The 12,156-nt window shown below is 71.7% G+C and carries 12 protein-coding genes and 1 tRNA gene; 7 read left to right on the forward strand and 6 right to left on the reverse strand.

All coding sequences use genetic code 11. The annotated features are described in order from the left end of the window. Position 1: 1 nt before the first annotated feature. Positions 2-910 carry an ROK family protein gene (locus tag ABC271_RS12695; protein WP_412925205.1) on the reverse strand — a complete coding sequence of 303 codons (909 nt, stop codon included), beginning with the start codon at positions 908-910 and terminating at the stop codon, positions 2-4. Between the two features lie 164 nt (positions 911-1,074). Here ABC271_RS12695 and ABC271_RS12700 point away from each other — a divergent pair, with 164 nt between their 5' ends. From ABC271_RS12700 to ABC271_RS12710, 3 genes are read left to right on the forward strand one after another with little or no spacing between them, the layout of a single operon-like run. Then, positions 1,075-2,121 (forward strand): AAA family ATPase, encoded by a 1,047-nt coding sequence (locus ABC271_RS12700; RefSeq protein WP_412925206.1) that lies wholly within the window; start codon positions 1,075-1,077, stop codon positions 2,119-2,121. 7 nt (positions 2,122-2,128) lie between these two features. Then, complete coding sequence (locus ABC271_RS12705) at positions 2,129-3,376, forward strand: DUF58 domain-containing protein (protein ID WP_412925207.1); 1,248 nt, start codon at positions 2,129-2,131, stop codon at positions 3,374-3,376. Next, complete coding sequence (locus ABC271_RS12710; protein ID WP_412925208.1) at positions 3,363-5,669, forward strand: transglutaminase TgpA family protein; 2,307 nt, start codon at positions 3,363-3,365, stop codon at positions 5,667-5,669. Before ABC271_RS12705 ends, ABC271_RS12710 begins: the two co-directional genes overlap by 14 nt. Positions 5,670-5,723: 54 nt before the next feature. Here ABC271_RS12710 and ABC271_RS12715 read toward each other — a convergent pair whose 3' ends face one another. From ABC271_RS12715 to ABC271_RS12730, 4 genes are all read right to left on the reverse strand, one after another. Continuing rightward, complete coding sequence (locus ABC271_RS12715; protein ID WP_412925209.1) at positions 5,724-7,217, reverse strand: MFS transporter; 1,494 nt, start codon at positions 7,215-7,217, stop codon at positions 5,724-5,726. Positions 7,218-7,437: 220 nt separating this feature from the next. Beyond that, a tRNA-Ser gene (locus tag ABC271_RS12720) sits at positions 7,438-7,526 on the reverse strand. Positions 7,527-7,537: 11 nt separating this feature from the next. Further along, a complete protein-coding gene (locus ABC271_RS12725) occupies positions 7,538-8,131 on the reverse strand; it encodes a GNAT family N-acetyltransferase (protein ID WP_412925210.1) in 594 nt (197 codons plus the stop codon). A 38-nt stretch (positions 8,132-8,169) separates the two neighbouring features. Next, positions 8,170-9,105, reverse strand: a complete 936-nt coding sequence (locus ABC271_RS12730) for a helix-turn-helix transcriptional regulator (protein ID WP_412925211.1) — start codon at positions 9,103-9,105, stop codon at positions 8,170-8,172. Positions 9,106-9,272: 167 nt separating this feature from the next. Here ABC271_RS12730 and ABC271_RS12735 point away from each other — a divergent pair, with 167 nt between their 5' ends. Continuing rightward, positions 9,273-9,617, forward strand: a complete 345-nt coding sequence (locus tag ABC271_RS12735) for a hypothetical protein (protein ID WP_412925212.1) — start codon at positions 9,273-9,275, stop codon at positions 9,615-9,617. Between the two features lie 63 nt (positions 9,618-9,680). On the opposite strand, the gene ABC271_RS12740 is transcribed toward ABC271_RS12735, so the two are convergent. Continuing rightward, on the reverse strand, positions 9,681-10,139 hold the full coding sequence (locus ABC271_RS12740; RefSeq protein WP_412925213.1) for a MarR family winged helix-turn-helix transcriptional regulator: 459 nt from the start codon (positions 10,137-10,139) through the stop codon (positions 9,681-9,683). Between the two features lie 213 nt (positions 10,140-10,352). Between ABC271_RS12740 and ABC271_RS12745 the strand changes: the two genes are divergently transcribed. From ABC271_RS12745 to ABC271_RS12755, 3 genes are read left to right on the forward strand one after another with little or no spacing between them, the layout of a single operon-like run. Further along, positions 10,353-11,039, forward strand: a complete 687-nt coding sequence (locus tag ABC271_RS12745) for a hypothetical protein (RefSeq protein ID WP_412925214.1) — start codon at positions 10,353-10,355, stop codon at positions 11,037-11,039. Continuing rightward, positions 11,017-11,430 (forward strand): phage holin family protein, encoded by a 414-nt coding sequence (locus tag ABC271_RS12750; RefSeq protein WP_412925215.1) that lies wholly within the window; start codon positions 11,017-11,019, stop codon positions 11,428-11,430. The genes ABC271_RS12745 and ABC271_RS12750 overlap by 23 nt, the downstream gene beginning before the upstream one ends. Continuing rightward, complete coding sequence (locus ABC271_RS12755) at positions 11,427-12,002, forward strand: DUF3618 domain-containing protein (RefSeq protein WP_412925216.1); 576 nt, start codon at positions 11,427-11,429, stop codon at positions 12,000-12,002. Before ABC271_RS12750 ends, ABC271_RS12755 begins: the two co-directional genes overlap by 4 nt. The last annotated feature ends 154 nt before the right edge of the window (positions 12,003-12,156 follow it).

Raw genomic sequence — 12,156 nt, forward strand, 5'->3', positions numbered from 1 at the left:
GTCAGGCGCGCAGCGCGAGAGCCGCGGCGCCCAGCAGCGGACCGTCGCCGTCGAGGCCCGACGGCACGACACGACACCGGCGGGCGTACGCGTGGACGGCGGCGTCGTGCGCCGCGGCGGCCACGAGATCCACGTAGTCGTCGGCGACTCTCGCAAAGCCTCCGGCGACGGCGACGGCCTCCAGATCGCACAGCGTCGCCGCGGCGGCGATCGCCTGACCGACCGCGGTGGCCGAGCGCCGCACCGCGGCGACCGCGATCTCGTCGCCCGTCCGGTACGACGCCGCCAGGTCGAGGCCGGTCTCGCCCGTCCATCCCTGGCTGCGCGCCCACGCCACCGACCCGGGACCGGCGGCGACGGCTTCGAGGGTCGCGGCCCCGACATCGCCCTCGATCGTGCGGACGAAGATCTGACCGAGGTGACCGGCATTGCCGGAGCTTCCGGCGACGGGGCGCCCGCCCAGGATCAGCCCTCCCCCGACGCCGGTGGACACCACGATCGCCATCGCGTTGTCGTACCCGACCAACGCACCGCGCCAGTTCTCGGCGAGAGCGATGCAGGTGCCGTCGAGGGCGAGCGTGAGCGGACCGTCGACGAGGTCGCCCAGCACCGCGTCGATCTCCAGACCGGCCGCCTGCGGGAGGTTCAGCGGCGACACCGAGCGCGCGGGCAGATCGACCGGCCCCGCACTGCCCACCCCGACCGCCGCGACGTGCACGTCCGGCACCGCGGCGAGCGCCTCCTCGGCTGCGGCGCGGATGTTCGCCGCGATCCCCGCGCGGGTGGCATCCCGTCCGGTGGGACGGCGCGCGACGCTCGCGCGCAACACCTCGCCCTCGGCGGTGACGACGGCGGCATCCACTTTGGTTCCCCCGATGTCGACGGCGAGGACCGGAGCGGTGACGGGCATGACGTTCTCCTCCGTTGGGCAACGTGCCCGATCCTAGAGCGCCCGCGGCGTCCGCCGATCCTGGGCACCTGCCGTATTCCGGCCCCCGGTCGGTTCGCGCAGGTTACGATCAGGTCACGGCGGCCACGGACGCTCCTCCGCCGCAGTGCGACACGAGGGATGCCATGGACGAGACGATGACGCCCGCGGCGGCTCCGCGCCTGCGCCGGCCCGACCTCAAGCCGGTGCGCACCGAGGCCGAAGAGGCCCTGGACGCCGACTCCTTCGCGGACCTCACCGAGCGCATCATCGCCTCGATCTCCCGCGTGATCGACGGCAAGCCGGACGCCGTGCGCAGTGCCCTCATCGCACTGCTCGCGGAGGGCCACCTGCTCATCGAGGACGTTCCCGGCGTCGGGAAGACGATGCTGGCGCGCGCCCTGGCCGCGACCATCGACGCCGACGTCCGTCGCATCCAGTTCACGCCCGACCTGCTTCCCGGCGACATCACCGGGGTCTCGGTGTTCAATCCCGTTCAGCGGCAGTTCGAGTTCACGCCCGGCGCCGTCTTCGCGCACATCGTCATCGCGGACGAGATCAACCGTTCCTCCCCCAAGACGCAGTCGTCGCTGCTCGAGGCGATGGAGGAGCGCCAGGTCACCGTCGACGGTCGCACCCACGTCCTGCCCTCCCCCTTCCTCGTCGTCGCGACGCAGAACCCGCTCGAGATGGAGGGCACGTACGCCCTTCCCGAGGCGCAGCGCGACCGATTCCTGCTCCGGATCTCGATGGGATACCCGGATGCCGCGGCCGAGACGCTCATGCTCCGGCAGCGCGACACGGTCAACCCGCTCGACGCCCTCACCCCGGTCGTCTCCGCCCGGCAGGTCACGGCGCTGATCGCATGGGCGCGCGGGGTGCACGTGGCACCCGCGCTCGAGGAGTACGCCGTCGCGCTCGCGCAGGCCACCCGCAGCCACCCCGACATCCGGCTCGGCGCGAGCCCCCGCGCCACCCTGCAGCTCGTGCGCGCCGCGAAGGTGCGGGCGGCACTCGATGGCCGCGCCTACGTCATCCCGGACGACCTCACGGCCCTGCTCTCCCCCGTCTTCGCCCACCGTGTCATCGCGAACCGGTCGGCTGCGGGTGGACGCGCGGGCGCCGTCGTCGTGGCCGATGCGCTCGAGCGCATCGCCGCGAGCGTCCGAGTGCCGCTGGCCCAGCGAGCGTGAGCACGCCGTGAGGGAGCGCTGGCCGCTGACCCTGCGCGGCACGGGCGCGGTCGTGCTGGCGATCATCGCGCTCGTGGTGGCTCAGCAGGCCGCGATCCCGGAGCTGCTGTACTTCGGCGTCTTGATGCTGGCGCTCGTGCTCGTCGCCGCGGTGAGCGCGGTGGTCGGCCGGGCGAGCGGCGAGATCGTGCGGACCGTCTCACCCGAGGCCCCCGAGGTCGGCGGCCTGGCCGAGGTGCACCTTTCGGCCCGTCTGAGCACGCCGCTGCCGACGCTCCCCGGTCGGTGGTCGGACACGCTCCCGGCCGGACTCGAGGGCGTCGCGGAGGGCGCGTTCCCGGCTGCCGCGTCGACCCTCCGGCGTTCCGGGGCCCCCGTGCGCCTTCGCTACGAGGTCCGCGGCTCGGTGCGCGGCACCGCCACCGTCGGGCCCCTGCGGGTGTCGACCACCGACCCGTTCGGCCTGATCCGCCGCCGGTTCCGGGTGGGTCAGGCCACCGAGGTCACGGTCGCCCCGACGATCGTCGACCTCGCGCCGCTGCCGTCGTCGCCCGGTGAAGCCGGGGGGACCCGGCAGAGCAGCGCGCTGCAACTCGGCCAGGGCGCGGACAACCTCATCGCGCGCCCCTATGCACCGGGCGACTCGATGCGGCGCATCCACTGGCGCGCCACCGCCCACCGCGACACCCTCATGGTGCGGCAGGAGGAGCAGGAATCCAGCCCCGCAGCGACCGTGGTGTTCGACCGTTCGCTCTCGCGGTGGTCGCCCGCGGCCGCCGAGTCTCCCGGTCGGGACCGCGCGTTCGAGACCGCGGTCTCGGCCTGCGTCTCCGTCGTCGCCCGGCTCGTTCACGAGGGCTACACGGTCGACGTCATCGACAGCGACGGGGGCGTGCTCGGCGACCCCGTCGACGGCGGAGAGGATGCCGAGGCGCGTGCGCTCGCGGCATCTTTCGCCACGCTCCGAGCGCGCACCGACACCCCCGCACGCCGCGTGGTGCCGGCGTCAGCGGCCGCGATGCTCGGCCCGGTCGTGGTCGTGACCGGGCGACTGGAACACGACGATCTGCTGGCCCTGCGCGCCGCAGCTCCGCGCTCGGCTCTCGCGGTTCTGCTCACCGTCGCCGATGACGACGGCGCGCGCGACCTCCGGTCGGTGACGGGGTGGCACGCCACCGCTCTCGCACCGGGCGGCGACATCGCGCGGGCGTGGGACGACGCAACGAAACCGGAGGACGCCCGTGTCGGCGGCTGACGTGTACGCGCCACGACCGGTGCGCAGTCGGCGGGATCTCGCCCTGCTGTCGGCGGGGATCCTCGCGGGCATCACCGCAGCCCTGCTCCCGGTGTTCTCGGTCATCGCCCCGGGCCTGTGGACGGCGGGGGCATTGACCGGGGCGGCCGCGGTGCTCGCCTCCGGCCTCGCGGTGCGCGTGTTCCGTCTTCCCGCTTTGCTGGCCACGGGCGTTCAGCTCGTCGTCGGGGTCGTGTTCTTGACCGCCGTCTTCGGCCGCGCGACCGCGCTGCTCGGCATCATCCCCACTCCCGCCACGCTCTCGACCGTCTCGACGCTCTTCGCCGGAGCCTCGGAAGAGATCCGCCTGGGTGTCGCGCCGGTCGTTCCGTCCACGGGGCTCGCCTTCGTGCTCGTCGCCGCGGTGACGGGGCTCGCGGTCGTGCTGGACCACGTCGTCCTCACGGCGCGGATGCCGCTCCTGGCCGGCGTCGGCCTCGTCGCGGTCTCCCTGATCCCTACGATCGCCATCCCCGCGGCCGTCGACGTCCCCGCCGTGCTCGCTCTCAGCGCCGCCATCCTCTTCCTCCTCCGCATGGACGTGCGCTCGCGCACCCGCACGGTGTCGCCGGCACGCCGCGTTCGCGCACGGGTGTGGGGAGCCTCGGCCACGGCGATCGGGATCGCCGCCGTGGCGGTGCTGGTCACCGTGGTGGCGGTACCGATCCTCCCCCAGCCCGGCTTGCGGTTCGCCTCCGGCACCGGTGCGGGCTTCGGCACGACGATCAACCCGAACCTCGAACTCGGCAACGACCTGCGCCAGCCGCGCGACATCGACGTGCTCACCGTCACCACGACCGGCCCCTCGGCGCCGTACCTGCGTGCGGTCACGCTGTCGCAGTTCGACGGGGCGGTGTGGCAGCCCGACGCGGGAGACACCGTGCCCGTCCCGGGCGACGCACCGGTCTTCGATCCGGTCCAGGTCGACGGCGACATCGCTGTGGCCGACTGGACGACGACCGTCAGCGTCGGCGAACTGGACAGCCCGTGGCTGCCCGTTCCCTACCCCGCGTCGACGGTGACGGGCCTCGAGGGCGAGTGGCTCGGCGTGCCCGAGAACCGCACGATCGTGTCGCGATCTGGCTCATCCCGCAATCAGGACTACCAGGCGCAGACGCTCGTTCCGCGCCCCACTCTCGAGCAGATCAGGTCACGGCCGGTCGGCGGTTCCGAGCTCGGAAACGCCGTCCGCGCGCTCCCCGCCGACATCCCCCCGATCATCGGCGAGACCGCGCGCTCGGTGACCGCCGGTGCGCAGTCGCCGTACGACGCGCTCATCGCGCTGCAGACATGGTTCCGCAGCAGCGAGTTCCGCTACTCGCTGGACGCACCCGTCGAGGCGGGATTCGACGGGGCCGGGCTCGACGCGGTCGCTCGATTCCTCCAGGAGCGCGCGGGGTACTGCGTCCACTTCGCCTCGGCCTTCGCCGTCATGGCGCGCACCCTCGACATGCCCTCCCGGATCGTCGTCGGCTACCTGCCGGGAACGCGGTCCGGGTCGGTGGAGCAGCAGGGACGCATCGAGTACACGGTCACCTCGAGTCAGTTGCACGCGTGGCCCGAGGTCTACTTCCGCGGCATCGGCTGGGTACCGTTCGAGCCGACCAACAGCCTGGGCGTCCCGACGAGCTTCGCCTCGGGGACCACGGGCGGATCGACCAACGGGACGGACACCCCGGACGAGCAGGATGCCGCGACCCCCGGCGCCACCCGAACGGATGCTCCGCAGCTCGACGACCAGAACGGTGCGGGCACCGCCGCCGCGGGCTCGGGAGCGGCGAACGGGCAGAACCCCGTCGGGGTGCTGCTGACGCTCGGCGGCGTGGTGCTGCTTCTCCTGGCGGCGACGCCGGGAACGCTCCGAGCCTGGCGACGCCGGTCGCGCGCCGCGCTCATCCGCGAGGGCGACGCCGTCGCCGCGTGGACCGAGATCCGCGCCGAGGCGGTGGATCTCGGCATCCGCGCGCCCGATGCCGAGTCGCCGCGCGCGTTCGCCGCCCGGCTCATCGAGCTCGATGTCGTCGACGTCGATGACATCGGCGTGGTGCGCGAGGCGCTCGAACGCGCGATCTACGCCGAGGACGGTGGGGACCGGGGAAGCGGACCCGCGCTGGCCGACGCCGTGGCGCGGATCCGCGCGCGACTGCGCGCCGGCACGTCGCCGGGCCGCCGACTCCTCGCCCTCGTCTTCCCCCGCTCGCTCACCATGCGGGCGGAGCCGGCATCGGTCGAGGTGCCCGAGACCGTCGGCTGACCCCCGCAGCCGACACCGGGACGTTTCTGGCCTCCCGGACCCGCCGCGGGACGCTCAGGACGGATCGCCCGAGGCTACGCCCGTCACCGCAGAGCCGTGGCCTCGCGATCTCCGATAACCCCAGACGACCAGCGACGCAGACACGAGAGCCAGGATCAGCCCACCGGTCATGGTCGCGGTCTCGAACTCGGCATGCTGCGCGGAAGACCAGTCCTCGGCCACGACGCTGCCGGTGAAGATCGCGGCGAGAACCGTCCCCGCCACGGCGACACCGATGCCGGTCGCGACTTCGGTGGCGGTGTCCACGAGCGACGCACCGATGGTGGTTCGATCTTCCGGCATCCCCTTCATGACGTTGGTGCCCGCCACGACGCCGTTCAAACGGATGCCGAATGCCACGAGTACGAGCGCCAGCGCGACCCAGGGGTATCCCCCGTGGCCGAAGCCGGCGAAGACCGCGAGGCCCACCACGACGGCGCCCGCACTGAGCCAGGCGACACGGTCGAGACCGAACCAGCGGACGACCGCGCTGACGAACAGACCACCGGCGAGGAGAACCACCACCTGGGGAAGCATTCCGATCGCGGCCCAGAACGGCGACCAGCCCCAGTCCACCTGCAGCTGCAGAGTGACGTAGAAGCTGAGACCCGCTGTTGCGAGCCCCGTGGCCGCCTTGTACAGGAGTCCACTGGACACCAGGGGCAACGTCACGATCGACAAATCGAGGACCGGATGGGCCGCACAGCGGGCGCGGACCACGAAGAGCACGATCGCGCCGACCGCGGCCGCGAGAAGCACCCAGGGCAGCGGCGCGCCGACGCCGTCTTGGACGAACACGGTCGGCGCGGCGAGCAGAAGCACCACCGCGACGGTGCCGGTCAGAGCGCCCGCGACATCCAGCGGGGCTCGGTGCAGATCGGCGGGATCATCGGCGGCGATCCCCGCGCGGATGCCGATACCCGCCAGGAGCGCGATGGGCACGTTGACCAGAAGCAGCACCTGCCACGGAGCCCACGACAGCACGAAACCGCCGACGGCGGGACCGATCGCCAGTCCGACCAGACCGACCGTCGAGATGAGGGTGGTCGCACGCACGCGCCCGTCGTCCGTGCGGAACAGGCGGAAGGCGAGGGCGAGCGAACCGGGGGTCGTCATCGCGGCCGCGACACCCATCACCGCCCGCACCGCGATCAGCTCCTCGGCGGTCGTCACGAAGGCCGTTGCGAGGCTGGCGAGGCCGAGCAGCCCGAGCCCGATGAGCATGACGCGCCGTCGGCCCACGCGGTCGGCGAGGGCGCCGAAGAGGAGCATGAGCCCGCCGAACACGACCGCGTAGACCCCGGTGGCCCATTGCAGTTCCGTCGTCGAGGCGTGCAGATCCCGGCCGATGCTCGGCAGTGCGACGTTCAGGATCGAGTTGTCGAGCATCTCGAAGAGGAACACGATCGAGAGCCCGGCCAGAGCCACCCCCGCGGGGCGCAAAGACTCCCGCCCGGGAACAGGCGGCGGGGATGAGGGTGATCCGAAACCGGAGGAAGGGGTTGCCATGGCACGTCTCCTTGCGGGCGTAGGTAAATGCGATGCATTCCCTTTTCGAGTGGGCAAGCCCGACCGTTCTGGCCGACTCGCTCGCTCTCGCCACCAAGGACGTGCGCTGGAATCTCGTGGCGATTATGCGCCGATGGGTCACCTCAGTCAAGCGACCGTCGCCACGATGAAATGCGAGAACCCCGCCCAGGCTTTCGCGTGGACGGGATTCTCGGCTGAGCGGAAGTGACAGGATTTGAACCTGCGAGGCGAGTTACCCCGCCTACATGGATTCCAGCCATGCTCCTTAGGCCGCTCGGACACACTTCCAACAGACGATCTTACACGGCGGCGGCGGCCTCCCCGTCGAGGCGCCGCTCCAGCCCCCGGCGCACGTCGGGCCACTCGTCGCTGAGGATCGAGAAGTACAGGGTGTCGCCGACCGAGCCGTCCGCTGCGATCCGATGTCGGCGCAGCCGCCCCTCGGGCGTGGCTCCCAGACGCTGGATGGCGCGGGCGCTGCGCTCGTTGCGCGCGTCGCACCGCAGCGCGACGCGATTCAGTCCCCATTCCTCGAACGCGTGGGTGAGCAGCAGCATCTTCGCCGCCGGATTCGTGCGACCGCCCTGGAACTCCCGCCCGTACCAGGTCGTGCCGATCTCGACGCGCCCCTGCGCCGGCACGTGGTCGTAGAACGTCGTGGATCCGCGGACCGCTCCGGTCGTGACATCCCGGACCGTGAAGGCGAACATGCCGGGGGTGCCCTGCTGATGCTCGATCCGCTGCGCGTACTCCTCGACGGAGGCGGGCCATGGCGTCGTCATCCCACGCCACAGTTCGGGATCGGTGAGGGGCCACGCCTCGGCGGCGTCGTCGGGGTGGGCCGGAGCCAGCCGGATGCCGAAGCCCACGAGGTCGAGGGAGTGGAGTGTCATCTCCCCCAGTCTCCTGCACCGCCGCGAGCGGCGGCGACTCACGACCGGAGGGTCGTGGACGGCGTCTCGCCGAACTCGCTGCGGTACATCGCGGCGAAGCGTCCGAGGTTCGAGAAGCCCCAGCGTGCCGCGATCGCGGCGACCGTGTCCACCGAGGGGTCGGCGGCGCGCAGTTCCGCCCGCGCAGCGTCCAGCCGGACGCGTCGGACGTACTGCATCGGCGTGCGCCCGGTGGCGGTGCGGAAGGCGTACTGGAGCCCGCGCGGGGAGAGCCTCGCCGCCTGCGCGATGTCGGCCAGGGCGATCGGACCGGTCGAGTGGGCCTCGATGTACACCTTCGCCCTCCGGACCGGCGCGGGCAACGGCCGAGCCGGACGCCCCACGGCGAGCGCCTCGGTGAACGTGGACGGGAACGTCATGAGCGACGCCTCCAGCAGGAGCGACCGCACCTGCTGCTCGATCACCGGTGCACGTTCGGGCGAGCGCAGCAGCACGTCTCGCCCGTACTCCCACGTGCGGGTCCAGTAGCGCGATCGTTGCTCGGAAAGCGGCGCATGGCCGATCGGGCGCACCCGCAGGGAATCGTCACCGGAGAGGCGCCGCGCGGCCTCATCCACGTCCGCACGGGCGAAGGACACGGCGGTGCCGGCGATCCGGCCCGAGAACGCGATCTCGATCGGACGGTCGATGACGACGAACGGAACGGTCGTGTCGATACGTTCCCGCCGATAGGTCGCCCGGATCCGCGGGCCCGCGATGCGACCGACGACCATCTGATCGCCGGGATCGGACTCCGTGACCATCGTCGACCCCACGGTGTAGTCGCAGAATCCGAACCCCGGCTCGGCGGCACCGTGAAAGACGAAAGCGGATTGGATGCCATCGGCACGGGAAATGCGGGTTCCGGGTATCACCGTCTGCCACATCTCTTCGACCGTGGCGGCATCCCTGGTCTCGACATGAGTGTGCTCCACGGGCCGTTTCTAGATTCTGATTGCACAAATCGGATAGACCGTTGCGCGGGCCGGTGATTTGTGGCACGGAACCGGTCCCACGGCCCCGGGGGATGCGCATTCCGTCCCCCGGGACCGATAATCGATTCGTCACCGCCCCCGCTGTGCGCCTATCGACGGGATGCCCTATGCCTTACCGCACCATCACGACACTGCAATCGTGGATCGACGATTTCCGGGCGCTCGGTTATGACGACGCCGGAACGCTGCGCGTCATCCCGCAGGACAGCGAGGGCGACTCCGACACGGGACTCATCGCGGCACAGCTGCGCAGCGTCTCCACGACGTTCTACGTCGCCCCCGAGACCGAACCCGGGACCACCGGCTGGGCGGTGACCTTCGAGCCTCGCGAGACCGCCGCTCCGCTCGGTTCGGCCCGCGTCCTCGCCCTGTCGGGTGAGCTCGCCATGCTCTCCGCCCTGTGCACGTTCCTGCAGGCGCGCGCCGACGAGTTCATTCGCGCCCGCGCCTGAGGCATCCCCGTCCACCGACGATTTCCCCACCGCGACGGGCGTCGTCAGCGCGCCGCGGGGTCGTCAGCGCGCCGCCGCCCCGGCTCCGGTGAGGCGTTCGAGAGCGGCCGCGACCGCGTCCGCGTCCGTCGGGGGCATCTCGGCGATCGCCGCCTCCACCGCGTCGTCGAAGGCACGCAGTGAAGACCACGGCGGGGAGTTCAGGTCGACGATCGCGGTGATGTGATTCACGCGGCGGTCTTCGACATCCAGATCTCGACGGACCGCGCCTCGCTGGACGAGACGGTCGATGAGGGTCGTGACTCCCGCGGAGGTGATGCCCAGGTGGTCACGCACGTGCGAGGGCCGCGCGCCCGGGTTCTCGGCGACGAACAGGAGGGCCTTTGCGTCGAGTTCGTTCAGTGACAGGGCGCGGCGCGCCTCTGCGGTCGCGGCACGACGCGCTTCATCGAAGGACCGAAGCGCGCGTCCGAGAGCGGAGCCCGCCGCGGGAGCCGTCGACGAGTCGGAGGAGTTCTGCACGAGCCCTGATCGTACTGGTGCCACGCGCGCGGCGCGGGCCATGCCCCGCGGCGTTTGCGCGCCGTGTCCGCCGCGCCGGCGGGCCGACGCGCGCTACTTCCAGGCCGGCGCGCGCGTTGCACGCACCGACGCGCCACGCAAGGGTCGCACGCCGACGCGTGAATCGCCCGTATACCGGACGTCCCCCCAAACAGCAGCACGGAAGGAACGACCATGTCGCAGTTCACTGCGTCGAACGACGGAGGCGCCGACTCGACCTCGAAAGCCGAGACCGCCGCGCACCAGGCCTCGGACGTGACGGCCACCGTCGGACACGAAGCCACCGGTGTCGTCCGGACCGGCAAGGAAGAACTCACGGCCGTCGCCGGTGAGGCCAAGACCCAGTTCTCGCAACTGTTCGCCGAGACCGGCCGGGAGCTCTCCGAGCAGGCCTCCACCCAGCAGCAGCGTCTTGCCGCGGGAGCCCGCTCCTTCGGAGACGACCTGTCGCGCATGGCTCAGGCCGACGAGGGGTCGGGAATCGCCGGCGACCTCGCCCGGCGTGTGGCTGCGCACGCCTCAACCGCGGGTCAGTGGCTCGCCGACCGCGACCCGCAGGAGGTGCTGCGCGACGTCAGGGCGTTCGCGCGTCGCCGTCCGGGCGCGTTCATCGCCGGGGCCGCACTGGCCGGTCTCGTCGTCGGCCGGCTCACGCGAGCCCTCGCCGCCGGCGCGACCTCGTCGAACTCGGCAGCACACGACTCCGACGCCACCGCGGACGGTCCGCGGTTCGCCGAGGCCGATGCTCAGGCTCGCACCACCGAGCGCGCCGACACGGACACTCCCGTCTACAGCCGCTCGGCGCACCTCCTCGACGGCACCGGACAGGAGCAGGCCGATGACCGACCCGACGCCGTCTGAACAGCGCGCGGCCACGACATCGCTCGGCGAATTAGTCGGTGAAGTCACCCGTGACATGTCGACGCTCGTCCGCCAGGAACTGACGCTCGCCAAAGCCGAGCTCAAGGACTCCGCATCCAAATCCGCCAAGGGCGCTGGTCTCCTCGGCGGAGCCGGCTACGCCGCGGGCATGGTCGTCCTGTTCCTGTCGCTCGCGCTGTGGGCCGCCCTGGCCCTGTGGATCGGGTGGGGCTGGGCCGCCGTCGTGGTGGCCGTCCTGTGGGCGATCGTGGCGGGCATCCTGTTCGCGGTCGGTCGCACCGAGCTGAAGAAGGTGGAGGGCGCGCCGATCACGGCGGAGACCCTCCGTGAGATCCCCGACGCATTCACGAGAAACGAGGAGAACCGATGACCGATTCACCGGAAGCCATCCGCGCAGACATCGAGCGCACCCGCGAGACACTCGGCTCGGACGTCGACGCGCTCGCCGACAAGGTGACGCCGTCGAAAATCATCGACCGCCAGAAGAACAAGGTCCACCGCGCCGTCAGTGACCTCCGCGATCGCCTCATGGGTGCGGCCGACGACACCGCCCACGGCGCGTCGGATCTCGCTCACGGCGCCGCCGGTGCGGTTCACGACGTGGCACACGGTGCGACGGCCAAGGCGAAAGGCAATCCTCTCGCCGTCGGGCTGGTCGCCTTCGGGGTGGGTCTGGTCGTGGCATCCCTCATTCCGCCCACGCGTGCCGAGCGCGACGCGGCCGCAGCCGCCAAGGACAAAGCCGCGCCGCTCGTGGAAGGCGCCAAGGAGCTCGCCCAGGAGATCGCCGGCGACCTGAAGGAACCCGCCTCGGACGCGGTCACAGCGGTCACGGACCGGGCGAGCGAGGCCGTCGACCACGTCAAGGCGGAGTCCGCCTCGGCGGCGTCCACGGTACGCGACCAGGCCCAGGCAGCCGGAGAGAACGTCCGCCAGGCCTGACCCACCCCGCGGGACGGGGCACCGGGCTCGTTCCGTCCCGCGGCCCTCTCACTCGACGCGTCGACCCCTTCCCCCGGGGGCCGGCGCGTCGTCCTTTTCCGGCCGCACGCGTTCACGCAATGGTCTTCACGGCGTAACCCGCCACCCCGGGTCG

The sequence above is a fragment of the Microbacterium canaveralium genome (assembly GCF_047238045.1).
Classification (GTDB): Bacteria; Actinomycetota; Actinomycetes; order Actinomycetales; family Microbacteriaceae; genus Microbacterium.

Bases quoted from the DNA above. Each gene is read 5' to 3' on its own strand.
- ABC271_RS12695 (WP_412925205.1), bottom strand. From the start codon at position 910: ATGCCCGTCACCGCTCCGGTCCTCGCCGTCGACATCGGGGGAACCAAA.
- ABC271_RS12700 (WP_412925206.1), top strand. From the start codon at position 1,075: ATGGACGAGACGATGACGCCCGCGGCGGCTCCGCGCCTGCGCCGGCCC.
- ABC271_RS12715 (WP_412925209.1), bottom strand. From the start codon at position 7,217: ATGGCAACCCCTTCCTCCGGTTTCGGATCACCCTCATCCCCGCCGCCT.
- ABC271_RS12725 (WP_412925210.1), bottom strand. From the start codon at position 8,131: ATGACACTCCACTCCCTCGACCTCGTGGGCTTCGGCATCCGGCTGGCT.
- ABC271_RS12735 (WP_412925212.1), top strand. From the start codon at position 9,273: ATGCCTTACCGCACCATCACGACACTGCAATCGTGGATCGACGATTTC.
- ABC271_RS12745 (WP_412925214.1), top strand. From the start codon at position 10,353: ATGTCGCAGTTCACTGCGTCGAACGACGGAGGCGCCGACTCGACCTCG.
- ABC271_RS12750 (WP_412925215.1), top strand. From the start codon at position 11,017: ATGACCGACCCGACGCCGTCTGAACAGCGCGCGGCCACGACATCGCTC.
- ABC271_RS12755 (WP_412925216.1), top strand. From the start codon at position 11,427: ATGACCGATTCACCGGAAGCCATCCGCGCAGACATCGAGCGCACCCGC.